At 68.2% G+C, this 24,510-nt stretch carries 25 protein-coding genes and 1 tRNA gene; 11 read left to right on the top strand and 15 right to left on the bottom strand.

Features of this window, described 5'->3' with window-relative positions:
* Nucleotide 1 precedes the first annotated feature (1 nt).
* Nucleotides 2–913 carry an arginase gene (gene rocF, locus RT97_RS04575; protein ID WP_042577597.1) on the top strand — a complete coding sequence of 304 codons (912 nt, stop codon included), beginning with the start codon at nt 2–4 and terminating at the stop codon, nt 911–913.
* 10 nt (nt 914–923) lie between these two features.
* On the opposite strand, the gene RT97_RS04570 is transcribed toward rocF, so the two are convergent.
* The 3 genes from RT97_RS04570 to RT97_RS04560 all read right to left on the bottom strand — a co-directional run bounded on the left by RT97_RS04570 (nt 924) and on the right by RT97_RS04560 (nt 3,735).
* Nucleotides 924–1,574 carry a DUF2242 domain-containing protein gene (locus tag RT97_RS04570; RefSeq protein ID WP_437184089.1) on the bottom strand — a complete coding sequence of 217 codons (651 nt, stop codon included), beginning with the start codon at nt 1,572–1,574 and terminating at the stop codon, nt 924–926.
* Between the two features lie 108 nt (nt 1,575–1,682).
* On the bottom strand, nt 1,683–2,339 hold the full coding sequence (locus RT97_RS04565; RefSeq protein ID WP_042577595.1) for a nucleoside/nucleotide kinase family protein: 657 nt from the start codon (nt 2,337–2,339) through the stop codon (nt 1,683–1,685).
* A gap of 124 nt (nt 2,340–2,463) precedes the next feature.
* Entirely contained in the window at nt 2,464–3,735 is a 1,272-nt protein-coding gene (locus tag RT97_RS04560) for a Glu/Leu/Phe/Val family dehydrogenase (RefSeq protein ID WP_042577594.1), read from the bottom strand.
* 238 nt (nt 3,736–3,973) lie between these two features.
* Between RT97_RS04560 and RT97_RS04555 the strand changes: the two genes are divergently transcribed.
* The gene (locus RT97_RS04555) at nt 3,974–4,438 is read left to right on the top strand and encodes a hypothetical protein (protein ID WP_253278124.1); all 465 of its coding nucleotides are present in this window, start codon (nt 3,974–3,976) and stop codon (nt 4,436–4,438) included.
* Between the two features lie 138 nt (nt 4,439–4,576).
* Nucleotides 4,577–5,044: an Lrp/AsnC ligand binding domain-containing protein gene (locus RT97_RS04550; RefSeq protein WP_042577593.1), complete on the top strand. Its 468-nt coding sequence runs from the start codon at nt 4,577–4,579 to the stop codon at nt 5,042–5,044.
* Nucleotides 5,045–5,056: 12 nt separating this feature from the next.
* Here RT97_RS04550 and RT97_RS04545 read toward each other — a convergent pair whose 3' ends face one another.
* Complete coding sequence (locus RT97_RS04545; RefSeq protein ID WP_042577592.1) at nt 5,057–5,758, bottom strand: YggS family pyridoxal phosphate-dependent enzyme; 702 nt, start codon at nt 5,756–5,758, stop codon at nt 5,057–5,059.
* 51 nt (nt 5,759–5,809) lie between these two features.
* Here RT97_RS04545 and RT97_RS04540 point away from each other — a divergent pair, with 51 nt between their 5' ends.
* The 3 genes from RT97_RS04540 to RT97_RS04530 all read left to right on the top strand — a co-directional run bounded on the left by RT97_RS04540 (nt 5,810) and on the right by RT97_RS04530 (nt 9,107).
* Entirely contained in the window at nt 5,810–6,853 is a 1,044-nt protein-coding gene (locus RT97_RS04540; protein ID WP_013543830.1) for a type IV pilus twitching motility protein PilT, read from the top strand.
* 141 nt (nt 6,854–6,994) lie between these two features.
* Nucleotides 6,995–8,131: a PilT/PilU family type 4a pilus ATPase gene (locus RT97_RS04535; RefSeq protein ID WP_042577591.1), complete on the top strand. Its 1,137-nt coding sequence runs from the start codon at nt 6,995–6,997 to the stop codon at nt 8,129–8,131.
* Nucleotides 8,132–8,198: 67 nt separating this feature from the next.
* Entirely contained in the window at nt 8,199–9,107 is a 909-nt protein-coding gene (locus tag RT97_RS04530) for an NAD(P)-dependent oxidoreductase (protein WP_042577590.1), read from the top strand.
* Between the two features lie 30 nt (nt 9,108–9,137).
* On the opposite strand, the gene RT97_RS04525 is transcribed toward RT97_RS04530, so the two are convergent.
* From RT97_RS04525 to RT97_RS04515, 3 genes are all read right to left on the bottom strand, one after another.
* Nucleotides 9,138–9,917: a BON domain-containing protein gene (locus RT97_RS04525; protein WP_042577589.1), complete on the bottom strand. Its 780-nt coding sequence runs from the start codon at nt 9,915–9,917 to the stop codon at nt 9,138–9,140.
* On the bottom strand, nt 9,914–10,558 hold the full coding sequence (locus RT97_RS04520; RefSeq protein WP_042577588.1) for an SIS domain-containing protein: 645 nt from the start codon (nt 10,556–10,558) through the stop codon (nt 9,914–9,916). The genes RT97_RS04525 and RT97_RS04520 overlap by 4 nt, the downstream gene beginning before the upstream one ends.
* A gap of 86 nt (nt 10,559–10,644) precedes the next feature.
* Nucleotides 10,645–11,019: a YraN family protein gene (locus RT97_RS04515; protein WP_042577587.1), complete on the bottom strand. Its 375-nt coding sequence runs from the start codon at nt 11,017–11,019 to the stop codon at nt 10,645–10,647.
* 48 nt (nt 11,020–11,067) lie between these two features.
* Between RT97_RS04515 and rsmI the strand changes: the two genes are divergently transcribed.
* Entirely contained in the window at nt 11,068–12,024 is a 957-nt protein-coding gene (gene rsmI / locus RT97_RS04510; RefSeq protein ID WP_042577586.1) for a 16S rRNA (cytidine(1402)-2'-O)-methyltransferase, read from the top strand.
* On the opposite strand, the gene RT97_RS04505 is transcribed toward rsmI, so the two are convergent.
* The 5 genes from RT97_RS04505 to RT97_RS04485 all read right to left on the bottom strand — a co-directional run bounded on the left by RT97_RS04505 (nt 12,021) and on the right by RT97_RS04485 (nt 15,420).
* Nucleotides 12,021–12,749 (bottom strand): glutathione S-transferase, encoded by a 729-nt coding sequence (locus tag RT97_RS04505; RefSeq protein WP_042577585.1) that lies wholly within the window; start codon nt 12,747–12,749, stop codon nt 12,021–12,023. The two genes, rsmI and RT97_RS04505, sit on opposite strands and share 4 nt — an antisense overlap.
* A gap of 72 nt (nt 12,750–12,821) precedes the next feature.
* The gene (locus RT97_RS04500) at nt 12,822–13,043 is read right to left on the bottom strand and encodes a hypothetical protein (protein ID WP_042577584.1); all 222 of its coding nucleotides are present in this window, start codon (nt 13,041–13,043) and stop codon (nt 12,822–12,824) included.
* A 223-nt stretch (nt 13,044–13,266) separates the two neighbouring features.
* A complete protein-coding gene (locus RT97_RS04495) occupies nt 13,267–14,487 on the bottom strand; it encodes an MFS transporter (RefSeq protein WP_042577583.1) in 1,221 nt (406 codons plus the stop codon).
* Nucleotides 14,488–14,631: 144 nt separating this feature from the next.
* Nucleotides 14,632–14,706 (bottom strand) — tRNA-Arg (locus RT97_RS04490).
* A gap of 42 nt (nt 14,707–14,748) precedes the next feature.
* Nucleotides 14,749–15,420 carry a TetR family transcriptional regulator gene (locus tag RT97_RS04485; RefSeq protein WP_042577582.1) on the bottom strand — a complete coding sequence of 224 codons (672 nt, stop codon included), beginning with the start codon at nt 15,418–15,420 and terminating at the stop codon, nt 14,749–14,751.
* A gap of 179 nt (nt 15,421–15,599) precedes the next feature.
* Between RT97_RS04485 and RT97_RS04480 the strand changes: the two genes are divergently transcribed.
* The 4 genes from RT97_RS04480 (at nt 15,600) to RT97_RS04465 (ending at nt 22,284) form a co-directional block, all read left to right on the top strand.
* The gene (locus tag RT97_RS04480; protein WP_042577581.1) at nt 15,600–16,910 is read left to right on the top strand and encodes an efflux RND transporter periplasmic adaptor subunit; all 1,311 of its coding nucleotides are present in this window, start codon (nt 15,600–15,602) and stop codon (nt 16,908–16,910) included.
* Between the two features lie 16 nt (nt 16,911–16,926).
* A complete protein-coding gene (locus RT97_RS04475; RefSeq protein WP_042577580.1) occupies nt 16,927–20,091 on the top strand; it encodes an efflux RND transporter permease subunit in 3,165 nt (1,054 codons plus the stop codon).
* Entirely contained in the window at nt 20,084–21,505 is a 1,422-nt protein-coding gene (locus RT97_RS04470; protein WP_042577579.1) for an efflux transporter outer membrane subunit, read from the top strand. The genes RT97_RS04475 and RT97_RS04470 overlap by 8 nt, the downstream gene beginning before the upstream one ends.
* 116 nt (nt 21,506–21,621) lie before the next feature.
* A complete protein-coding gene (locus tag RT97_RS04465) occupies nt 21,622–22,284 on the top strand; it encodes a c-type cytochrome (protein WP_042577578.1) in 663 nt (220 codons plus the stop codon).
* Between the two features lie 68 nt (nt 22,285–22,352).
* Here RT97_RS04465 and RT97_RS04460 read toward each other — a convergent pair whose 3' ends face one another.
* From RT97_RS04460 to RT97_RS04450, 3 genes are read right to left on the bottom strand one after another with little or no spacing between them, the layout of a single operon-like run.
* Nucleotides 22,353–22,916, bottom strand: coding sequence for a DUF2946 family protein (locus RT97_RS04460; RefSeq protein WP_042577577.1), 564 nt, complete (start codon nt 22,914–22,916; stop codon nt 22,353–22,355).
* Between the two features lie 4 nt (nt 22,917–22,920).
* Nucleotides 22,921–23,943 (bottom strand): YheT family hydrolase, encoded by a 1,023-nt coding sequence (locus RT97_RS04455; protein WP_042577576.1) that lies wholly within the window; start codon nt 23,941–23,943, stop codon nt 22,921–22,923.
* A 38-nt stretch (nt 23,944–23,981) separates the two neighbouring features.
* Nucleotides 23,982–24,434: a YybH family protein gene (locus tag RT97_RS04450; protein WP_042577575.1), complete on the bottom strand. Its 453-nt coding sequence runs from the start codon at nt 24,432–24,434 to the stop codon at nt 23,982–23,984.
* Nucleotides 24,435–24,510: the final 76 nt, after the last annotated feature.

The raw sequence follows: 24,510 nt of genomic DNA, 5'->3' as shown, positions 1-24,510 counted from the left end.
AATGAACACCACCCTCGAACTGATCGGCGCACCGACCGACATCGGCGCCAGCATGCGCGGCGCGGGCATGGGCCCCGATGCGCTTCGCGTGGCCGGCGTGGCCGAAGCGCTCGCCAGGCAGGGCTTCACGGTCATCGACCGCGGCAACCTCGCGGGCCCTGCCACGCCGTGGGCGCCGCCGGCCAACGGCCTGCGCCATCTCGCGGAGGTGATCGCCTGGAACCGCTCGGTCTACAACGCCGTGGACGCCGCGCTGGGCGCCAACCACGTGCCGCTGATGCTGGGCGGCGACCACTGCCTGGCCATCGGCTCGATCAGCGCCATCGCCTGGCATGCGCGCAAGCGCGGCAAGAAGCTGCGCGTGCTGTGGCTCGATGCGCACTCCGACGTCAACACCGAAACCACCAGCCCCAGCGGCAACCTGCACGGCATGCCGGTCTCGTGCCTGCTGGGCCACGGCCCCGCGGAGCTCACGGGCTGGAGCGGCGAGCGCGCGGCGCTGGCGCACGAGGCGATACGCTTCATCGGCATCCGCAGCGTCGACTCGGACGAGAAAGAGGCCATCCGCACGCTCGGCCTGAACGTGTTCGACATGCGCCACATCGACGAGCATGGCATGCGCACCACCATGACCGAGGCGCTGCAGGACGTGGACGAGGACACCCACCTGCACGTGAGCTTCGACCTGGACTGCCTCGACCCGAACATCGCGCCCGGCGTGGGCACCGGCGTGCGCGGCGGCCCGACCTACCGCGAGATGCAGCTGTGCATGGAAATGATCTCCGACACCGGGCGGCTGTGTTCGCTCGACGTGGTGGAGCTCAACCCCGCGCTCGACGTGCGCAACCAGACAGCGGAAATCGCCGTGGAGCTGATCGAGAGCCTGTTCGGCAAGTCGACGCTGGTGCGCTGACCCCGGGCGCTCAGCCGCGGTTCGGCGAAGGAGCGACCGGGAAGCTGATGGCGGGGGCGGGTGGCGCGGAAGGCGTCGAGGGCGCCTCGGCCGGCATGTCCGGCGGTGCATCGGCGCCGCCGCCTTCGAGGAAGCGGTCCATCAGCGTGAAGAAGCGGTCGTAGAAGCGCTCGTCGGTGAGCGTTTCGCTGGCCACCTTGACCATCGCGTCGTCGCTGCCGGCGAAAGGCAGCGACAGCGACCCGAAGGCGCCCACGCCCACGCTGGCCGAGTTGTTGACCTTCTTGATGCCGTAGCGGTCCTGCAGCGCGGTGGCGAAGGCCACGGTGCTCTGCCTGCCGCCCTTGCCGCCCTCGCGCGCGCAGACCACGCGGAACTCGACCTCGACGTGCACCTCGGCGGCCGGCTGGAAGCTCTTGCGCCCGGTCACCAGGTCGGCATTGGCCGCGGTGACCATGTAGCCCTGGCTCAGGAGCGCGCGGCGTGCCGCCTCGCAGGTCCGGCCCTCGGTGGCCGCGTAGTTGCGCGTGTGGGTGGTGGTGGAGTCGAACTCCTCCGGCTCGTAAGACACGCGCCGCGAGGTGCTGCCGCAGCCGGCGAGCACGAGGGCCGACAGAAGGCCCAGGACGAGGACCGGCGTGCGGAGGGAGGAAAAGGACAAGGAGGAATTGAAGTGGGACGGCATGGCGCGGCGAATGCTAACCGGCGCCTCCGCCGGCAAGGCTTCGAGCGCGGCGGCGCGCCGGCGTTCCCTCGCGGCGGATTTTTTTCAGGACCACATCAGCACGTGATGGGCCCGCGCCTTGGTGGCGGCAATCAGCCGCGCGTTGGGCGCATCGGTGCTGGCCACCCAGTCGCGCGCGGCTTCGGCGCTGCGGCCGAACTGCTGGTGGCGCTGCACCAGGCGCTCTTCGCGCACGGCGTCGTCGATGTCGACGTACCAGACCTCGTCGAGCATCGCCGCCGCACCGGCCCAGGGGCCGGCGTCGTGCAGCAGGTAGTTGCCTTCGGTGATGACGAGCTGCGTCGAGGGCAGCACCGCGATGGCGCCGGCGATCGGCTCCTCGATCTCGCGGCGGAATTCAGGGGCGTAGACGATGTCGCCGTCGGGGCGCTGGTTGCGCAGCCGCTCGAGCAGGGCGACGTAGCCGGCGCTGTCGAAGGTGTCGGGCGCGCCTTTGCGGTCGGCGCGACCGAGGCGCTGGAGTTCGACATTGGCGAGGTGGAAGCCGTCCATCGGCACGACCTGCGCGCGGTCGGCGCCAACGGCCTGAAGCAGCGCCATCGCGAGCGTGGACTTGCCAGCGCCTGGCGCACCGACCAGCCCCAGCAGCTTGCGCTGCCCGCCGGCCATGAGGGCCTGCAGACGGGCAAGGCAGTCCGCGGGAATGGAAGGAAGGTTGATGGACGAAAGAGCTGCAGTCATGCTCGAAGCGTACCAAGGCTTCGTTCCGGAACACCGCGGAACCGGCTTCGCCGGGCCGCTGGTGTTGCCCCCGGTGAGGGTTAGGCAAAGCGACACGAAGTGCGCGAAGCCTGGGGAGAGACCTTTACGGGTACAGGCCGCGCTCCTGGCGCGCCATCAGGATCCGCTCGCAAGCCACCGCATACGTCGCCGTGCGCAGCGTGATCTTGTGCTTGTCGGCCGTGTCCCAGATCTGGTTGAGCGCGTTCATCATGATGCGGTCCAGGCGCACGTTGATCTCGTCCTCGTCCCAGAAGAACGACGAGAAGTCCTGCACCCATTCGAAGTAGCTCACCGTCACGCCGCCGGCGTTGCAGATCACGTCGGGCACCACCAGCACGCCGCGTTCGGCGAGGATGTCGTCGGCCGTGGGCACCGTGGGGCCGTTGGCGCCTTCGAGCACCAGCTTGGCGGTGGTTTTCTGCGCGCGCTCGGCGGTGATCTGGCCTTCGAGGGCGGCCGGGATCAGGATGTCGCAGGCCGTGTCCCAGAAGGCTTCGTTGGGCACCACGTCGCCGCCCTTGAAGGCGATCACGCCGTCCTTGTTGGCGATGGGGATGAGCTTGGCGAGGTCAAGGCCGTTGGTGTTGACGATGGTGCCCGTGTGGTCCTGCACCGCCACGATCTTGGCGCCCGCTTCGGCGAAGAGTTCGGCCGCGACCGAACCCACGTTGCCGAAGCCCTGCACCGCGATGCGCGCACCGCGCAGGTCCATGCCCAGGCGCCGGGCCGCTTCACGGCCGGTGACGAACACGCCGCGGCCGGTGGCCTTGACACGTCCGAGCGAGCCGCCCAGGTGCAGCGGCTTGCCGGTGACCACGCCGGTGGCGGTGCCGCCGACGTTCATCGAATACGTGTCCATCATCCACGCCATGATCTGGCCGTTGGTGTTGACGTCGGGCGCGGGGATGTCGGTGTGCGGGCCGATGATGATGCCGATCTCGCTGGTGTAGCGGCGGGTGATCTTCTCGAGTTCCTGCAGCGAGAGCTTCTTCGGGTCGACGCGGATGCCGCCCTTGGCGCCGCCGTACGGCAGGTTCACCGCCGCGGTCTTGATGGTCATCCAGGCCGACAGCGCCATCACTTCTTCGAGCGTGACGTCGGGGTGGAAGCGCACGCCGCCCTTGCCCGGGCCGCGGCTCATGTTGTGCTGCACGCGGTAGCCCTCGAAGTGGGCGATGGTGCCGTCGTCCATTTCGATCGGCACGTCCACGATCAGCGCGCGCTTGGGGCGCTTCAAGGTTTCGACCCAGCGGGCCAGCGGGCCGAGGTACGGCACGACACGGTCGACCTGGGAGAGGTACGTTCCCCACGGGCTGTTGGCGGTGGGGGAGACGAAGGAGAGTTTTTCACTCATGGGAGATCCCTTGGATTGGAACTGAGGTGGCCGCAACGATAGACCTCTCGCGCCCGTCGCGCCATGGCTTATGCGCGCCGCGCTGACGGTTATGCAAGAGACGTTAGGCCGCGTCGTTCCGGGCGCCGATCGTGCGGGCGACCGGCAGATGACCGAACTGTCATCGACCGGTTATCGATCGTGCAGATCCACTTCATAGAGTTGGCTTCACCAACCCACCACATCAAGGAGCCAGCGAATGATGTCCTCTTCCACCACCTGTACCACCCGCATCCTGGGCACCGCCACCGTCGCCGCGCTGCTGGCCCTCGCCTCGGCGCCGAGCCTTGCCGGCAACTACGCCGAAGGCGATCCGCGGCCGGTGCCGCTCGCCTCGTCCACGACGCGCGCCGCGGTGACGGCCGATGCGCAGCAGTGGCTCCAGCGCGCGCCCACGCAGGGCTATACCGACGGGCTCGCGCAGCAGGCGGCCGTGGTCTCCGCGAACAGCCGCGCCGCCGTGGCGGCCGACACGCGGCTGTGGATCCAGTCCGGCCTCGCCGCACAGCAGAACGGCGAGGCCGGCGGCGACACGACGCGGCCCGCGTACCGCCAGGCGGTGGCCGAATACAACAAGCTGCGGGCGAGTCCCGCCTTTGGAGCGCTGGTCGAGCAGTTCACGAGCCAGCAGGCAGCCGCGCAACTGCACACGACCGTTCGCTGAGCGAAAGGGGCCTGGGTACCCCCAGGGGGGTCGACGCAGGGTAGGCGCAGGGCATTTCCTTGGTTCTATCTCCTATGGCCAACTGCCATAGGGCGCATCTTCTGCAAAGAATCGATGCACGAACCGGATAATTCTCCAATGCTCGACCTGGACCGCATCGACCTGCGCCTCCTGATGATTCTTCAGGAGGACGGGCGCATCACGAACCTCAAGCTGGCCGAGGCGGTGGCGCTCTCGCCCACTGCGGTGCTGGCGCGCGTGCAGCGCCTGACGCGCGACGGGTTCATCCTGGGCTACGAGGCGCGCCTGGACCCCGAGAAGCTGGGCCGGGGGTTCACGGTGTTCGTCGAGGTGCTGCTCGACCGCACCACGCCCAACGTGTTCGACCAGTTCAAGGCCGCGGTGCAGGTGCGCGACGAGATCATGGAATGCCACATGGTCGCCGGCGGCTTCGACTACCTGCTCAAGACCCGCATGGCGGACATGGCCGCGTACCGCGAGTTCGCGGGCACGGTGCTGTGGCAACTGCCCGGGGTGCGCGAGACGCGGACCTATGCGGTGATGGAAGAGGTCAAGAGCAGCGCGCGGCTGCCGCTGGGACTCTGAGGCGCGGGAGCCTCAGGCGGGCTTTCTGGCCCGGCCGCCGAAGATGGCGGTGCCGACCCGCACCATCGTGCTGCCGGCGCTGATCGCCGCCTCGAGGTCTGCGCTCATGCCGAGCGAGAGCGTGTCCAGTTCGATGCCCGCCCCCCTGATCGATTCGAAGACCGCATGCGCGCGCAGGCACAGATCGCGCTGCGCCGCGAAATCCGGCGCCGGTTCGGGGATCGCCATGAGCCCGCGCAGCCGCAGATGTGGCAATGCCGCCACAGCGCGGGCAAGTTCGACAGCCTCTTCCGGAGGCACGCCGGACTTGTTTGCGCCGCCGTCCACGTTAACCTGAAGGCATACGTTGAGCGGCGGCAGATGGGCCGGCCGCTGCGCCGACAGCCGCTCGGCGATCTTGAGCCGGTCGACGCTGTGGACCCAGTCGAACTGCTCGGCCACGGGCCGCGTCTTGTTGCTCTGCAGAGGGCCGATGCAGTGCCATTCGAGGGCGGCGCGCAGATCGGCGAGCGCCTGGATCTTGTCCAGCCCTTCCTGCACGTAGTTCTCGCCGAAGGCCGTTTGGCCCGCCGCGTGCGCCTCGCGCACCGCCTCGGGCCCGAAGGTCTTGGACACCGCCAGCAGCCCGACCCCGGCCGGGTCGCGGCCGGCCGTTACACATGCCTCCACGATCCGTGTCTTTACTTGCTGGAGGTCGTCGCCAATCATCGTCATAATCGTCCAAAATCGTATCAAAACGTCACCGAACTCGAGCCGAGGAGCCCCGTGGACATCACCCAACTGCTGGCATTCAGCGTCAAGAACAAAGCCTCCGACCTGCACTTGTCGGCCGGGCTTCCGCCCATGATCCGTGTGAACGGCGACGTGCGCCGCATCAACGTCGATGCGCTCGACCACAAGGGCGTGCACGCGATGGTGTACGACATCATGAGCGACACGCACCGCAAGCACTACGAAGAGTTCCTGGAGGTCGACTTCTCGTTCGAGATCGACGGCCTCGCGCGCTTCCGCGTGAACGCCTTCAACCAGGCACGCGGCGCGGCCGCCGTGTTCCGGACCATTCCGTCGAAGATCCTCACGCTCGAGCAGCTGAACGCGCCCAAGATTTTCGGCGAACTGGCGCTCAAGCCGCGCGGCCTGGTGCTGGTGACCGGCCCCACGGGCTCGGGCAAGTCGACCACGCTGGCGGCGATGGTGAACTACCTCAACGAAAACGAATACGGCCACATCCTCACGGTGGAAGACCCGATCGAATTCGTGCACGAATCGAAGAAGTGCCTGATCAACCAGCGCGAAGTGGGGCCGATGACGCTGTCGTTCTCGAACGCGCTGCGCTCTGCCCTGCGCGAAGACCCGGACGCGATTCTCGTGGGCGAGCTGCGCGACCTCGAAACCATCCGCCTCGCGATGACCGCGGCCGAAACGGGCCACCTCGTGTTCGGCACGCTGCACACCTCGTCGGCCGCCAAGACCATCGACCGGATCATCGACGTGTTCCCGGGCGAGGAGAAGGAAATGATCCGCGCAATGCTCTCGGAGTCGCTGCAGGCGGTGATTTCCCAGACACTGTGCAAGACCAAGGACGGCCAGAGCCGCGTGGCCGCGCACGAGATCATGCTGGGCACGCCCGCCATCCGGAACCTGATCCGCGAGGCCAAGGTGGCGCAGATGTACTCCACCATCCAGACCGGCCAGGGCTCCGGCATGCAGACGCTGGACCAGAACCTGATGGAGCTGGTTCGCCGCAACACGATTTCCGCCGCCGAAGCGCGCGGAAAAGCAAAGATTCCCGAGAATTTCCCCGGCTAGTCATGATGAAGCCCCCCGGCTTTTCACTTCGCTACGCTTCGTGTAACTCCACCCCCCATGGGGGAGGCACGGCCGCCTTGGGGCGGCCCGGCGGTCGGCCGCCGGCAGGTTCAAACTAAACAGAGATCAAGGAGCGCTCTCATGGAACGCGATCAAGCCAGCCAGTTCATCAACGACCTGCTCAAGCTCATGGTGAGCCGCAACGGCAGCGACTTGTTCATCACCGCCGACTTCCCGCCCGCGATCAAGGTCGACGGCAAGGTCACCAAGGTGTCGCAGCAGGCGCTGGGCGCGCAGCACACGCTGGCGCTCACGCGCTCGGTCATGAACGACCGGCAGGTGGCCGACTTCGAGCGCACCAAGGAGTGCAACTTCGCGATCTCGCCCACCGGCATCGGGCGCTTCCGCGTCAACGCCTTCGTGCAGCAGGGCAAGGTCGGCATGGTGCTGCGGACCATTCCCGCCAAGCTGCCGACGATCGACGGCCTCGGCATGCCGCAGGTGCTCAAGGACGTGTCGATGACCAAGCGCGGCCTCACCATCCTGGTGGGCGCCACGGGCTCGGGCAAGTCGACCACGCTGGCCGCGATGATCGACTGGCGCAACGAAAACTCCTACGGCCACATCGTCACGGTGGAAGACCCGGTCGAATTCGTGCACCCGCACAAGAACTGCGTGGTGACGCAGCGCGAAGTGGGCATCGACACCGACAGCTGGGAGGCCGCGCTCAAGAACACGCTGCGCCAGGCACCCGACGTGATCCTGATGGGCGAAATCCGCGACCGCGAAACCATGGAGCACGCGGTGGCCTTCGCGGAAACGGGCCACCTTTGCATGGCCACGCTGCACGCCAACAGCGCCAACCAGGCGCTGGACCGGATCATCAACTTCTTCCCCGAAGAGCGCCGCGCGCAGTTGCTGATGGACCTGTCGCTGAACCTGCGCTCGCTGGTGTCGCAGCGCCTGGTGCCCACCGAAGACGGCCAGGGCCGCGTGGCCGCCGTCGAGGTGCTGCTGAACACGCCGCTGATCTCCGACCTGATCTTCAAGGGCGAGGTGGGCGAGATCAAGGAGATCATGAAGAAGAGCCGCAACCTCGGGATGCAGACCTTCGACCAGGCCCTCTTCGACCTTTTCGAGAGCCACTCGATCACCTTCGAGGACGCCATCCGCAACGCCGACTCGGCCAACGACCTGCGCCTGCAGATCAAGCTCAACAGCCAGCGCGCGCGCAGCACCGACCTGGCAGCCGGCACGGAGCACTTCGCGATCGTCTGACCGCAGCGCGGGGTGGCTCCGGCGGCCCGCCGCTGACCGTGGGCCAATGGCTTTAAGCTCTCGCCCCATGAGCAGCATCAACACCCGCACCTACGAATCCATCCCCGCCCAGACGGTGGCCTTTCTCGGCCTCGGCGTCATGGGCGGGCCGATGGCCGGCCACCTGGCCAAGGCCGGCCACAGCGTCACGGTCTACAACCGCACGGCCGCCAAGGCCGAGGCATGGGCCGCCGAATTCGGCCCGCCGGGCCGCCATGCCGCCACCCCGCGCGAAGCGGCGGCGGGCGCCGACATCGTTTTCTGCTGCGTCGGCAACGATGAGGACCTGCGCTCGGTGGTGCTGGGCGACGACGGCGCCTTCGCCGGCATGAAGAAGGGTGCGGTGCTGGTCGACCACACCACCGCTTCGGCCGACGTGGCGCGCGAACTGTCGAAGGCAGCCCAGGCGCTGGGGCTTCAATTCATCGACGCACCGGTTTCCGGCGGCCAGGCAGGTGCGCAGAACGGCGCACTCACCGTGATGTGCGGCGGCGACTCGGCCGCCTTCGAGCGCATCAAGCCGGTGGCCGCGGCGTTTTCACGCGCGGTCACGCTGCTGGGCGAGAGCGGCGCCGGCCAGCTCGCAAAAATGGTGAACCAGATCGCCATTGCGGGACTGGTGCAGGGGCTGTCGGAAGCCATCGCCTTCGGCCAGCGTGCGGGCCTGGACATGGAAGCCGTGCTCGGCGTCATCGGCAAGGGCGCGGCCCAGAGTTGGCAGATGGACAACCGCGGCAAGACCATGATCGCGGGCAAGTTCGACTACGGTTTTGCCGTCGACTGGATGCGCAAGGACCTGGGCCTGGTGCTCGACGAGGCCAAGCGCAACGGCGCGCGGGTTCCGGTCACGGCGCTGGTGGACCAGTTCTACGCCGACGTGCAGCAAGCCGGCGGGCGGCGCTGGGACACCTCGAGCCTGATCATCCGGCTCAAATGAAAAAAGCCCGCGGAAGCGGGCTTTTTGATTTCAGCGGACCGGCGAGGTCGTCACCGCGGGCGGCGAGCCCGGCGCGGGCAGCGGCTCCATCGGGGGCAGCGGCACGCGCGAGGAAGAAGACGACGAAGGCGTCGCGTTGCTCACCGGCGCCGGGCCCGTGCCGCCGCGCTGTGCCGCGGACTGGTTGGCCGCCTGGCTCGCGGCGAGGTCGGCCTCGCTCACCACCTCGACCACGCGCACCACCTTCATCACGCCACCCACGCCGCGCGTGATCTCGGTCGCGCGATCGGTCTCGCGCCGCGTGGCGATGCCCATCAGGTAGACCACGCCGCGCTCGGTCGTCACCTTGAACGAGTTGGCGAAGATGTCCTTCGCATCGAGCAGCGAGGCCTTCACCTTGCCGGTGATGTAGAGGTCGTTCGAGCGGTCCTGGAAGGTGCTGGGCGCGCCGAGCGTGAGCTCGTTCACCACGGAGCGCACGTTGACGATGCGGCTCACCTCGTCCTCGACGCGGCGGCGGTCGGCCTCGTTGCCCACCGCGCCGGTCAGGAGCACCTGGCGGTTGTAGCTGGTGACGCTCACGTACATCTGGTCGTTGGCGATGTCGCGCACGCGGGCCGCGGCGCGCAACTCGATGCCCTGGTCGTCGAGCTGGGCGCCCGAGCTGCGGCGGTCGGTCGCCACCATGCCCACGCCCACCACTGCGGCACCGCCCACCACGAGCGGAACGCAAGCGGAGAGACCGGCGACCAGTGCGGCACCCAGGGTGAGTGCGAGGGCAATACGTTGGGTCGGTGTCGTCATGGTCATGAGGAAGCTTCCTGTTCTCCGAGTAACTGGGCATCCACGCCGTCGCACAGGCAGTGCAGCGCGAGCAGGTGGACTTCATGGATGCGCGCCGCACGCTCGTGCGGCACGCTGATCTGGACGTCGGTTTCACGCAGTGCGCGGCCAATGACGCCGCCGGTGCCGCTGCTGCCGCCGCCGGGCGCCGCGGGCGGGCCCGACACGGCGTTGCCGAGCAGGGCGACCACGGTCATGTCGCGCTCGTGCGCGGCCAGCACGGCAGCCAGCACGGCGGCCGACTGCCCGCTCGCGCTCAACGCGAGCAGCACGTCGCCGGCCTGGCCGAGCGCGCGCACCTGGCGCGCGAAGCGGTCGGCATCCATGGCATTGGCGCTGTCGGCATGGGGGTCGGTGGTGTCGCCGGGCAGTGCGATGGCGCCCAGCTCGGGACGCTCGCGTTCGAAGCGGCCGACGAACTGCGCGGCGAATTGCGCGGCCAGCAGGCCCGAGACGCCCGCGCCGCAGGCCAGCACCTTGCCGCCGCTGGTCACGCAGGCCAGGATGGCCTGCATCGCTTGAGAGATGGGTTTGCTGAGGACCGGTCCGGTCTGGTATTTGAGGTCGGCACTGTCGATGAAGTGCTGCTGAATCCGTTGCTCGAGCATGAGGCGGGATGATAACTGGGGGTTGTGAAACAAGACGTTTGAGTTGTGGAGCCTTCATGAAGGCTTCAGTTCCCTCGCAAGGCGCATCAGGCCGCGTCGAACGCCGCCTGCAGCCAGGTGATTTTCTCCTCCACGAGCACCACGTCGAACCGGCAGGGCGGCACAGTGCGCAGCCGGCCCAGGTAATGCTGCGCGGCGAACACGATGCGACGTTGCTTCGGCCCTGTGATGCTGCCGCCCGCGCCGCCATGCGTGCCCGCGCTGCGCTGGCGCACCTCGACGAACACCAGCGTGCCACCGCCGGGGCCGCGCGGATCGCGCATGATCAGGTCGATCTCGCCGCCGCCGCGCCCGGGCGTTCGATAATTGCGCGCGATCAGCGCGAGGCCGGCGTCCTGCAGATGCTCGAGCGCGGCGTCTTCCGCCGCATCGCCGCGACGCTTCGTTGTGGTGGTCTTCATGGCTCCCTGCCGTTTTCTTTTTGTCGTTCGCTCTCACGGAGAAACCTCTTGGCTTCACTCGCCCCTGCTTCTTTCGGCGCCGCCCTTGCGGCCGCGCACGACGCCGCGGGTGCGCAGCATTATCCGCAGGCCACGCTCTACGTGGTCGCCACGCCGATCGGCAACCTGGCCGACATCACGCTGCGCGCGCTGCATGTGCTGCAGCTGGTGGACGTGATCGCCTGCGAGGACACGCGCCACACCCAGAGCCTCTTGCGCGCCTACGGCATCGACCGCCCCGGCGCCCGGCTGCTCGCGGTGCATCAGCACAACGAGGCGGAGGCCGCGCAGGCCGTGGTCGCGCGCCTGGCGCAAGGCGAGCGCATCGCGTATGTGAGCGATGCCGGCACGCCCGGCGTGAGCGACCCCGGCGCGCGGCTTGTCGCTGCGGTGCGCGCGGCAGGCCAGCGCGTGCTGCCGCTGCCGGGCGCAAGCAGCGTCACGACGCTGATCGGCGTCGCCGGGCTTGTGGCTGACGGCGCGGACGGCAACGCGAGCAGCGCCTTCGTCTTCGCGGGCTTCCTGCCGAGCAAGGCCGGCGAACGCGACACCGCCGTGCAGGCGCTCTCGCAGGAGTCGCGCGCCGTGGTGCTGCTGGAGGCGCCGCATCGCATCGAAAGCCTCGCGCGTGCATTGGCCGTGCTGGGCGAGCGCCGCATCACCGTGGGCCGCGAGCTCACCAAGCAGTTCGAAGACATTGCGACGGTGGCGGCCAGCGCCCTGCCCGACTGGTTCGGCGCGGACCGCGACCGCGTGCGCGGCGAATTCGCGCTGGTGCTGCATCCGGTCGCGGTGAGCGGCGACGGCGGCGCAGAAGGCGAGCGCGTATTGCGCCTGCTGCTGGCCGAACTGCCGGTGAAGACCGCGGTGCGGCTGGCGGCCGAGATCAGCGGTGCACCGCGCAATGCGTTGTATGAAACCGCGCTGCGCATCCGCAACGACGGCAACGACGAACCGGCCGGCTAGCCGTCCAGCTCCGCATACCGCCTGAAGATCCCGTCCTCGTTGAACGCGATGCGGCGCGGGCTCTGCAGGTAATCGTGCACGCGCTGGCGGCGCTTGACGTTGGCGTGCAGTTTCTCGACGGCCGGCGTGCGGGCCAGCGCCCTGGCGGTGGCCTTCGGGAATGCGTAATGCAGGCCATCGACCAACTGGAACAGCGAGAGATCGGCATAGGTCAGCATGTCGCCGACCAGGTGCAGGTCGCCCGCGGGATTGCGCTGGAGAACCTGCTCGAACCAGTTCAGGAACTTGGGGATGCGTTCTTCGCGGAAGGAGCGCGCACGTTGGACGGCGGCATCGCGCTGGTCTTCGTAATAGGCGCCGGTCGAGATCGGATGGTGCGTGTCGTGCGCCTCGGCCACCGCGTCGGCGATGGTGAGTTGCAGCTGGTGGGTCCACAGGCCGTCGGACTCGCCGACGCCCGAGAGCCCGAGCCGCGGCCCGAGGTACAGCAGGATCGCGGCGGTCTGGCCGACCACGATGTCGCCGTCGACCAGGAACGGCGGCGCGAAGGCGGCGCGGGCGTTGTTGGGGTCGCCGAGGCGCTCGCCCAATGCGGATTCGCCGCCGCCTTTCGACTCGGGCAGCCGCGCCACATCGACATAGTCGGCACCCGCTGCTTCGAGCGCGAGCCGCACGAATTCACCGCGGCCCTGGATCGTGGGCCAGTAATGGAGTTGATAAGGCATGCGGCCATGGTGTCAGGGTCTTTACAGCCCTGCAACCGCCCCCGGGGTCTTACGCGCCGCGGCGCAGCGGGGTCACCAGAATTTCCACCATGGCCGCGGTGCCAGGCGCAGCGCCTGCGGGCGGGTGTCGAGGTCGATGTTCTGGGTGAGCGTGTCGCCGGAGCGGCGCCGCATCTCGGCTTCGAGTGCGTGCGCGATGCCGCGCGCCTGTTTTTCGCCGCGCAGCGCGCGCCGGCGCCATTCCGCGGCATGTTCCGCCAGGCTGGCCTCGTCCAGATCAGTCAACTCCGTCATCGATGGAAATCTTGCATGTGCGCGTTGGCGAGCAGTCGCCGGCGCGCGATAAATGGTCGTGGGGAGAACGCCCGGAAAGAAAAAGACCGGACGCCTTGGGAGGCTTCCGGTCTTGCAGGGGCCCCGCCACCAGGAGTCTCACCCAACGGGGGAAAGGCATGGTACCGCATCGGGCGCCGATGCCGCCTCGGCCGGCGAGGCGGCTGCCGAGCGGCGTCGGCGATCACTTCCGGACCGCGGCGGCCACCTTGCGCGGCAGCCAATACGCCAGCGTTCCCGCCGCGGCGAAGGCGATCAAGCCGGTCACGGCGATGCCCGCGGCCAGGGACAGGCCGCCCGCCAGAAGGGACAGCAGCGCCGGGCCGCAGGAGGAGCCGATATCCGACATCAGCCGCCATATGCCCAGGAAGTGCGCGCGGCCGTGGCGCGGCGAATGGTCGGCGCCGATGGTCATGATCATTCCGGAGCCGATTCCGTTGCCGAAGCCGATCGCCAGCGACGCGATCAGCAGCGTGACGACGCCGGACGTGAGCGGCATCAGCAGCATCGCCAGCCCCATGATCAGCATGGACGGCACGGCGACCCAGCGCCGGCCCTTCCTGTCCATCACCTTGCCGGCGGGATAGAACACCAGCATGTCGATGCCGCCCGCCAGGCCGTAGATCAGCGAGGCCACCGAGGGCGCCAGCATGAGGTGGTCGGCCCACAGCGGGATCACGGCCTGTCGCGAGGCTCGCACCGCGCTCACCAGCACCACGCCGAGGCCCAGCGTAAGGAACACGTGCCGGTGGTCCCGCAGAGTCGAGATGACGGACGTCGAGGCAGGCGCGGTTTGCCCGGCCGGGACCGGCGGCGCCTCCAGGTCGGGAATGCGCGCGCCGATGGCCGCCGCGCCCATCACCGCCACGATGCCGACCACATAGGCTGCCGAGAGGCCGAACGCATGCACCGCCCCGGCCGCGAGGAAGGGCCCGGCGAACATGCCGATGCGCATGACGCCGCCCAACGTCGACAGCGCGCGCGCACGGTATTCGATGGGCACCGCCTCGGTCATGTAGCTCTGGCGCGCGAGGTTGTAGACGGCCTGCGACATGCCCACCATGAAGCAGCCCGCGGCAAACAGGCCCAGGTGCGTGGTCAGCACGCACAGGAGCATGCCCAGGCCGCTCCACACGCCCGCCGCGACGATGGCCCAGCGCTCGCCCCAGCGCATCGTGATCATCGAGGCCGGGATGTTGTTGAACAGCGAGCCGATGCCGATCATGGCGATCACCAGCGCGGCCATGGGCACGGACGCACCCAGGTCGCGCGCCGTCAGCGGGACGATGGGCAGGATGGCACCTTCGCCCAGCCCGAAGAGCAACGAAGGCGCAAATGCCGGCACGGCGATTCGCCAAAGGGAGAAAGAGGAGGCGGGGGTCGGATCGGGGAGCGGCGATGGCATGCGCGGAAGGGTCGGGTTGCTGCCCCGGCCCGCAGCGCGGACGAGAAGCGGGCGAAGTGCGCGGCGATTGTCTCGCCGATGCCCGGATTCGTCAGACCGCCATGAAAAAGGCCGGAAGCTTTTGCAAGCTTCCGGCCTTGTATGTGGTCCCGCCGCCAGGAATCGAACCTGGATCTCAGCCTTCGGAGGGCCGAATTCTATCCGTTGAAATACAGCGAGAGATGGCTCCGGAAAACGTCCGGAGCCGGAGATTATCGCCTATCAGGCGACGACGGTTTCCGCCTCGTTCGCGGCCACCGCGCCAGACTCCGGCCGCTCGAAGCCGAGCCCCGCCAGATAGACGCGGAAGGTGCGCCGGCCCGTCGGCACCAGGTCGAAGGCCTCGGGGTCGAGCAGCCAGTTCTGGATGAGGCCGCTGATGAGCGCATGCATGCCCTGTGCCGCCACGTGGCCGGGCACCGGCAGCTTGACGTGGGCGCGGCGTGCGGCCAGCCGCAAGGCCTTTTCGAAGTCGACCACGCAGGCATTGCGCGCATCGAGGTGGCGCTGCTGCACCGAGGCCATGTCGTGCGTGTACTCGACCTTGTGGGTGGCCACGTCGAACACGCGGCGCACCTGGGGGTCGGTGGTCATGAGGGTCAGCGCGTGGACCATGCCCTCCTCGATCTCGACCAGCGGGTCGTCGTTGCCGGCTGCGGCACCGCTCTGGGGCGTGGCCTCCAGCGGCAAGATGACGCGCTCCATCATCGCGTTGAAGAGGTCGGCCTTGTCCTTGAAGTGCCAGTAAATAGCGCCACGCGTCGCGCCGGCCTGCTGCGCGATCTGCTGCAGCGAGGTCTGCGAGACGCCTTGCGCCTGAAACAGCAGCTCCGCGGAATCGAGCAAACGATTCCGCGTGGCCAATGCCTCTTCCTTCGTACGACGTGCCACCAAGTCTCCTGATTTGTAAAGCGAACGCCCCTTGCGTATCGAGGGGCCATTTACATTGTCACTATACATCCATGAATGTATGTAGACTACCGGGCTTCCCCGATGGCCCGGCTGTTTATGCTGTCATCCTGTTCGCACCGCGAACACACCGCCATCTCCCGTTTTCGCTTCAAAGGAATCGCATGCCTCTCCTGCATGTCTCGCGCCCATCGTCCTTTTCGCCGCGTCTCGCGACCGTGGCCGCCGTTGTCCTGTTGGTCCTTGCGGGCTGCGGCAAGGGCGATGCACCTGCCGGCCCGGGCGGCGCGGGCGGAGGCGGCCATCCGCCGGCCCCCGAAGTGGGCGTTGTCGTGGCCACGCCGACCGATGTCGGTCTCGTGACCGAATTGCCGGGCCGCCTGGAGGCCTCCCGCATCGCCCAGGTCCGCGCCCGGGCCTCGGGCATCCTTCTCAAGCGCGAGTTCCGCGAAGGAAGCGATGTGAAGGCCGGCCAGCTGCTGTTCCGCATCGATCCGGCGCCGCTGGTGGCCGCTTCCCAGAACGCCCAAGCCACGCTGGCCCGCGCCGAAGCCAACGCCGTGCAGGCCAAGGCACTGGCCGACCGCTACAAGCCGCTGGTCGAAGCCAATGCGGTGAGCAAGCAGGAATACGCCACCGCCGTCGCCTCGCAAAAGACCGCCGAAGCCGACGTGGCCTCGGGCCGCGCCGCAGTGACGACCGCCAAGATCAACCTCGGCTATGCCGACGTGACCTCCCCCATTTCGGGCCGCATCGGCCGCGCCCTCGTGACCGAAGGCGCGCTGGTGGGCCAGGGCGACGCCACCGAGTTGGCCGTGGTGCAGCAGATCAACCCCGTGTACGTCAACTTCACGCAGTCGGCCTCCGACGTGCTGAAGCTGCGCCGCGCGCTGGCCGCCGGCCAGTACAAGCGCGCCGGCGGCGAAGAGGCCGCCAGCGTGAGCGTCGTGCTTGAAGACGGCAGCGACTACCCGCTGCCCGGCAAGCTGCTGTTCTCCGACCTCACGGTGGACTCGACCACCGGCCAGGTCACGCTGCGCGCCGAAGTACCCAATCCCAAGGGCGAACTGCTGCCGGGTCTGTATGTACGCGTGAAGCTGGAGCAGGCGCAGGCCACCAACGCGATCACGCTGCCGCAGCAGGCCGTTACGCGCACCCAGCAGGGCGACACCGTCTCGGTGGTCGACAAGGACGGCAAGATCAGCAAGCGCACCGTGAAGATCAGCGCCGCCAAGGACAACCAGTGGGTGGTGCTCGACGGCCTGAAGGCCGGCGAACAGGTGATGGTCGACGGCTTCCAGAAGCTGCAGATGATGCCGCCCGGAACGCCCGTGAAGGCCGTGCCGTGGAAGAAGCCGGACCCGAACGCGGCTCCCGCCCCTGCGGCCGCGCCGGCTGCAGCGGCACCGGCCGCCGCACCCGCGGCAGCCCCCGCCGCGAATGGCCAGGCCTCCGCCCCGGCCGAGAAGAAGTAATCAGGAGCGCGCCCGCATGGCCAAATTCTTTATCGACCGCCCGATCTTTGCCTGGGTGATCGCGCTGTTCATCCTGGTGATGGGCGGCGTGGCAATCACGCAGCTGCCGATCTCGCAGTACCCGCCGGTGGCCCCTCCTGCCATCGTGATCAACGTCGCCTACCCCGGCGCCTCGGCCCAGACACTCGAGGACAGCGTGCTGTCCGTCATCGAGCGCGAAATGAACGGCTCGCCGGGGCTGATCTACATGGAATCGGTGGCCCAGGCCGACGGCACCGGCTCCATCACCATCAGCTTCGAGGCTGGCACCAACGACGACCTTGCGCAGGTGGACGTGCAGAACCGCCTTTCCCGCGCCACCCCCCGCCTGCCGGCGGCCGTGACGCAGCAGGGCGTGCGCGTGGACAAGTCGCGCAACAACTTCCTGCTGTTCGCGATGCTGTCCTCGGACAACCCGAACTTCGACCCGGTGGCGCTGGGCGACTACGCCTCGCGCAACATCGTGCCCGAGCTGCAGCGTGTCGTCGGCGTGGGCCAGGCGCAGCTGTTCGGTACAGAGAACGCGATGCGCGTGTGGATCGATCCGGCGAAGCTGCAGGGCTTCAACCTGTCGGCCACCGACGTGAACAACGCGATCCGCGCGCAAAACGCGCAGGTGTCCTCGGGCACCCTGGGCGACCTGCCCAACATTCCCGGCCAGGCCATTGCGGCCACCGTGGTGGTGAACGGCCAACTCGCGAACGTGGAGCAGTTCAAGAACATCGTGCTGCGCGCCAACACCGACGGCTCGACCGTGCGGCTCAAGGACGTCGCGCGCATCGAGCTCGGCGGCCAGTCGTACGCCACCTCGGCACGCTTGAACGGCGTGCCCGCGGTCGGTATCGGCGTGCAACCCACGCCCAACGGCAACGCGCTGCAATCGGCCAAGGCGATCCGCGCCAAGATGACCGAGCTGGAGCGCTTCTTCCCGCCCGGCGTGAAGTGGAACATTCCGTACGACAGTTCGCGCTTCGTGCAGATCTCGATCACCGAAGTGGTCAAGACGCTGCTGGAAGCCGTGGCGCTGGTGTTCGTGGTGATGTTCCTGTTCCTGCAGAACTGGCGCTACACGATCATCCCGACCATCGTGGTACCGATCGCGCTGCTTGGCACGTTCGCATCGCTGCTCGCGCTGGGCTTCTCGATCAACGTGCTCACCATGTTCGGCATGGTGCTGGTGATCGGTATCGTGGTGGACGATGCGATCGTCGTGGTCGAGAACGTCGAGCGCATCATGAGCGAGGAGGGACTCTCCCCGCTCGACGCCACGCGCAAGGCCATGAAGCAGATCTCCGGCGCCATCATCGGCGTGACGGTGGTGCTCATTTCGGTGTTCGTGCCGCTCGCATTCTTCGCGGGCTCCACCGGCAACATCTACCGCCAGTTCTCGGCGGTGATGGTGACCTCGATCGCCTTCTCGGCCTTCATGGCGCTGTCGCTCACGCCAGCGCTGTGCGCCACGCTGCTCAAGCCCGTGGAAGCCGGTCACCACCACGAGAAGCGCGGCTTCTTCGGCTGGTTCAACCGAGGCTTCACGCGCACGGCCAAGGGCTATGAAAGCATGGTCGCGCGCATCCTGCGCCGCGCCGCGCGCTACCTCGTCATCTACGTGGCGATCATCGCTGCGGTGGCCTACACGTACACGCACCTGCCCAGCTCGTTCCTGCCGGAAGAAGACCAGGGCAACATCATCGTGAACGTGCAGCTGCCCCCGGGCGCGACGCAGGAACGTGCGCTCGCGGTCATGCAGCAGGTCGAAGGCTTCATCCTGAAGCAGCCCGAAGTGCAGAGCATGGTCGGCGTGATGGGCTTCAGCTTCTCGGGCCAGGGCCAGAACGCGGGCCTTGCCTTCGTGACGCTGAAGGACTGGGAAGAACGCAAGGACCCGGCAAACTCGGCCAGCGCACTCGCGGGCCGCGCCTTCGGTGCGCTCTCGGGCATCCGCGACGCCTTCATCTATCCGCTGAGCCCGCCGCCCATTCCCGAACTGGGCAACGCGAGCGGCTTCAGCTTCCGGCTGCAAGACCGTTCGGGCGCGGGCCACGAGGCGCTCATCAACGCGCGCAACCAGCTGCTGGGCATGGCCGGGCAGAGCAAGATCCTGTCGCAGGTTCGCCCCGACGGCCTGGAAGACGCGCCGCAGCTGCAGATCGACATCGACCGCGACAAGGCCAGCGCGCTGGGCGTCACCTTCGACGCGATCAATGCAACGCTCTCGACGGGCCTGGGCTCCAGCTACATCAACGACTTCCCGAACCGCGGCCGCCTGCAGCGCGTGGTGGTGCAGGCCGATGCGCCGGCCCGCATGCAGCCGGACGACCTGCTCAAGCTGAACGCCAGCAACACGCAGGGCCAGCCGGTGCCGCTGTCGGCCTTCGCGACCACCAGGTGGGTCACGGGCGCCACGCAGACGGTGCGCTACAACGGCTACCCGGCGATCCGCATCAGCGGCTCCGCCGCGGCGGGCTTCAGCACGGGCGCGGCCATGGCCGAGATGGAAAAGCTCGCAGCCCAGTTGCCGCAAGGCTTCGGCTTCGAATGGACCGGCCAATCGCGTGAAGAAAAGCTCGCGGGTTCGCAGGCCATCATCCTGTACGGCTTCGCGATCCTGGCGGTGTTCCTGTGCCTGGCCGCGCTGTACGAGAGCTGGTCGATCCCGCTGGCGGTGATCCTGGTGGTGCCGCTGGGCGTGCTGGGGGTGCTGCTGGCCACCATGTTGCGCGCCTATTCGAACGACGTGTACTTCCAGGTGGGGCTGATCACGATCATCGGGCTCTCGGCGAAGAACGCGATTCTGATCATTGAATTCGCCAAGGACCTGCAGGCGCAGGGCAAGGGAATCATCGAATCGGCGCTGGCCGCGGCCCACCTGCGGTTCCGCCCGATCGTGATGACCTCGCTGGCCTTCGGCCTGGGCGTGGTGCCGCTGGTGATCGCCTCGGGCGCCGGTTCGGCCAGCCAGCGCGCCATCGGCACCGGCGTGCTCGGCGGCATGGTGACGGGTACGGCCCTTGCCGTGATTTTCGTGCCGGTGTTCTTCGTCGTCGTGCGCGGCCTCTTCAAGGGCAGTGCGCGTCAGCGGGAGGCCGACAAGCGGCATGCGGAAGCCGCCGGCATCGTGGAGGAACCCAAGCATGACTAAGAAACTGATTCCAACGGCCCTGGCGGCAGCGATGCTGCTAGCCGGCTGCTCGCTGATCCCGACCTACGAGCGCCCCGCCGCCCCGGTGCCCACCACCTTCCCGGGCGACCCGTCGCAGCCGGCGGGCCCGGCCGCCGCCGCCCTGCCGTGGCAGGACTTCTTCACCGACCCGCGCCTGGCGGGCCTGATCCAGACCGCCCTTGCGAACAACCGCGACTTGCGCGTGTCGGTGCTCAACATCGAACAGGCGCGCGCGCAGTTCCAGATCGAGCGCTCCGCGCTCTTCCCGGCACTGGGCCTCACGGGATCGGGCTCGCGCTCGAGCCCCAACGTCTACCAGGCGATCGACTCGAGCCAGGGCAGCGTGACCTCGCAGTACAGCGTGAACTTCGGCTTCACCGCCTGGGAGCTCGACTTCTTCGGCCGCATCCGCGCGCTGAAGGACCAGGCGCTGGCGCAGTACCTCGCCACCGAGGAAACGCGCAAGGCCGCGCAGATCAGCCTGATCGCAGCGGTCGCCACCGGCTGGATCACGCTCATGGCCGACGACGAGCTGCTGGAAATCACGCGCCAGACGATGGTCACGCGCGAGGAGTCGGTGCGCCTGGCCAAGCTGCGCTTCGACAACGGCGTGTCGTCCGAAATCGACTTCCAGGCCGCGAACACCGCCGCCGAAAGCGCGCGTGCCACCTACGCGCAGCAGCAGCGCGCGCGCATGCAGGACGAGAACGCGCTCGCCCTGCTGCTGGGCGCGCCGGTGCCGGCAACTGCCCTCTCGGGTGGCGCCAAGGGCCTGGACGGCATCCAGCCGATGCCCGACGTGCCCGCGGGCCTGCCCTCGGACATGCTGATCGAGCGGCCCGACATCCGTGCGGCCGAGCAGCAGCTGATTGCCGCCAACGCCAACATCGGCGCGGCGCGCGCGAACTTCTTCCCGCGCGTGTCGCTCACCAGCTCGATCGGCACCGCGAGCAGCGAGTTCTCGGGCCTGTTCGACCGCGGCTCCAAGGCCTGGTCGTTCGCGCCCACGGTCACGCTGCCGATCTTCGATGCGGGCCGCAACTGGGCCACGCTGCAATCGTCCAAGGCCGGACGCGAGATCGCGGTCGCGCAGTACGAGAAGTCGATCCAGACCGCGTTCCGCGAAGTGGCGGATGCCCTCGCCGGCCGCGCCACGCTGGGCGAAGAAGTGCGTGCGCAGCGCGCGCAGGCCACCGCGGAGGCGACGCGCTTCAGGCTCTCCGATCTCCGCTATCGCAACGGCATTGCCAGCGCGCTGGACCTGCTCGACGCGCAGCGTTCGCTGTTCACGGCGCAGCAGTTGGCGGTCAATGCGCGGCTGCTGCAGCTGCAGAACCAGGTCACGCTGTACAAGACGCTGGGTGGCGGCTGGGCAACGCGCGACAAGGGTTGAGGCACCTGGGCGCCCGATATCGGGAGGCCAATCGCCCGCCGGGGCGAGGGGCCTCTCTATAATCGCCGGTTGATCTAGAAAAAGCCCCCCGACGAGCCCCCGTTATTGAGGACGCCATGAGCGCAGACCCGCACTACCAGGCCACAGAAGAAGCCCATACCGGCCCCATCAAGAATCCGAAGCAACTGCTGCTCGCGGTATTTTTCTCCTTCATTGCACCGATCCTGATCATCGTGGGTCTTGTGGCCTACGTGGTCTCGGGCACCAAGCCCGCCGGCACCGCTGAGGGCGAGAACATGGCCCTCTACGGCGTGTCGAAGGAATCGCGCGACAAGGAAGTGGCCGACCGGCTCAAGAAGGTCGGCGCCATCGAGATCCGCGACGCCAACCGCCCTCTCACGGCCGGCGAGGCCGTGTTCAAGGCCCAGTGCGTGGCCTGCCACGGCGCACCGGGCATTCCCGGCGCCCCTCACCTGAACGACGCTGCAGCCTGGGGCCCCCGCATCGGCCAGGGCTACGCCACGCTGCTGGAACATGCGCTCAAGGGCAAGGGCGCGATGCCTCCCCAGGGCGGCGGCGACTTCGAAGACCTTGAAATCGGCCGCGCGGTGGTCTACATGGCCAACGCCGGCGGCGCCAAGTTCCCGGTGCCCGATCGTCCCGCCGCCGCTGCGCCCGCAGAAGGTGCTTCGGGCGCGGCGCCTGCCGCATCGGCGCCTGCTTCCTCCGCATCTGCACCGGCTGCCGAAGCGTCTACCGCTGCCGCCCCGGCCAAGTAACAAGCTTCGCGCCAAAGAAAAAGCCGGCCCAGCGCCGGCTTTTTTGTGGGCGATCCGCAGACCTCGAACTATTGTTTTGATAGCGCCGCAGCGACGCCGGCATGGCGTTCCGCGGGGCTCATGACATGACCGAAGCGCTGCGGCAGTTCGCTGGCCTGCACCGGCTCGGGCGTCCACAGGCCCTGCTCGATGGCGTCGGCCGCGATACCCACGTCCTGCGTGTGCACCAGCCCCAGCCCGATAGGCGCGACCAGATAGAGCCGCCCGGCCTCGTCGAGCAGGCAGCCTGAAACATCGACCGCCTGGCCGGTATGGGCGGTGACGGTGAACTTGCCGCCGCCCTCGTCCGCCACGCGCCAGACCATCGGCGCGGCCTCCAGCTCGACATAGACCCGTTGCGGCCCGTTCTGGAAAAACCACTGCCCGTCGTCGTCGTGCTCGTAGTTGCGGTGGATGAAGTCGATGAGTTTGTCGTGCCGCAGCATCGAGCCCTTGGCCTGGACGAACGGCCCCTCGGCCTGGGTCCGGTCGTCGCGCATGTACCAGTTGCCGCGCGCATCGAGCCCCAGCCAGCCGTAGCAGTGGGGCACGTTGGGCCATTTGGCGAGCGCCTGTTTGACGATGTCGTCCATGAATTCATTCTCCTTCCGGTTGCGGCGCAGGGGCGTCAGCCAAAACGCCGCCGTGCAACTGGAGCCAGTTGCCGACGCGCTCCGGCATCCCACGCACATGCCCCGGCGGCAGGCCCAGCGGAAAGCCGACGTGTCCGCCGTGCGCCGGCTGCCACAGCGTGACGTGCCGGCCGACCTCGCCCGGCCCCGGAAGGCTCCTGGCCGGAATGAACGGATCGTTGAGCGCATTGACCACCAGCGTTGGCACGCGGATCTGATTCAGGTGCGGCTTGGACGAGCCCCGCGCCCAATAGTCGTCGGCATTGCGAAACCCGTGCAGCGGCGCGGTGAACACGTCGTCGAAGGTGTAGAGGTCGCGCGCAGCCAGCAGCCGCTCGCGGTCGAACAGGCCCGGGAACTGCGCGAGCTTGGCCATCGCCTTGGGCTTCATGGTCGCGAGGAACATGCGCGTGTAGACCAGCCTGTTGAAGCCCCGGCCAATCGCCTCGCCGCCTGCGGCCAGGTCGAGCGGTGCGCAGACCGAGGCCACGGCGGCGACCGACTCGCGCGCTGTGTCGCCCGCCTCGCAGGCCCAGCGCAAGAGCGCATTGCCCCCAAGCGAGACGCCCGCGGCCAGCACCGGGCCGCCACCGCGCAGCGTGTGCTGCGCGTGCATTCGCCCCAGGATCCAGCCGATCTCTTCGTAGTCGCCCGAGTGGTAAGCGCGCGGCGCGAGGTTCAGCTCGCCGCTGCAGCCGCGGAAATGCGGCACGGCAAAGGCCATTCCCTGCCCGGCCGCGAAGGCCGCAAAGGCCTCCGCATAGTGGCTGCGCGACGAGCCCTCGAGCCCGTGGAACAGCACCAGCAGCGGCCGTGGGCCGGGCAGCGGTGCATCGATGAAATCGACGTCGATGAAGTCCCCGTCGGGCGCGTTCCAGCGCTCGCGGCGGTACACGGGCGCTGCACCGTCGAAGCGGCGCGCATAGAGCGCGGCCCAGATGGTCTGCAGGTTGCCCCCGGGCAGCCAGCGCGGCGCCGCGTAGTCCATCGACGTTCGAGGAGCGGAAGAAGAATCGGCAGAAGACATCAATGCAGGGTCTGGGGCGGGTCGTTCGCGTCGTCGGGCTCCCGCGCGCTGCCCGGGCTCGCATGGTGCGCCACCATGCGCCAGCCCTGCGCGGTCTTGTGATAGACGTTGGTGGCCAGCACGAAGGCATGGCGCGGGCCTTCGGCGGTGAGCACCTCGATGCGCTCCAGCACGTTGTGCACGGCGCTCGCAAGCGACTCGATCTTGCGCACCCGCGCAGGCATGGCGTGGATCGCGCCGTTGCCGAACATCTGCTCGAACGCCGCGCGGATCGCGATGCTGCCCACCAGCCGCGGGCCGCCGGGGTGCACGCAGAACACCTCGTCCTCGTCGGCCCAGCAGGCCATCAGCGCGTCGATGTCGCCGCGCTGCAGCGCTTCATAAAAAGCCGCCTCGACATCGTCGGCGGTGCCGCCGATGGCCGCGGCGGTGCGGTGTGGGGTCTTGGGCATGGCGTGATTTTGCCGCGCCGTTCGTGACGCCGACGCTGCACCGCTTTGGTCCGGCCCGCACCGCGCCGCCGCAATT

Origin of the sequence: Variovorax paradoxus (genome assembly GCF_000834655.1) — a bacterium.
Lineage (GTDB): Bacteria > Pseudomonadota > Gammaproteobacteria > Burkholderiales > Burkholderiaceae_C > Variovorax > Variovorax paradoxus_F.
This window is presented reverse-complemented; position numbering and strand designations above follow the sequence as displayed.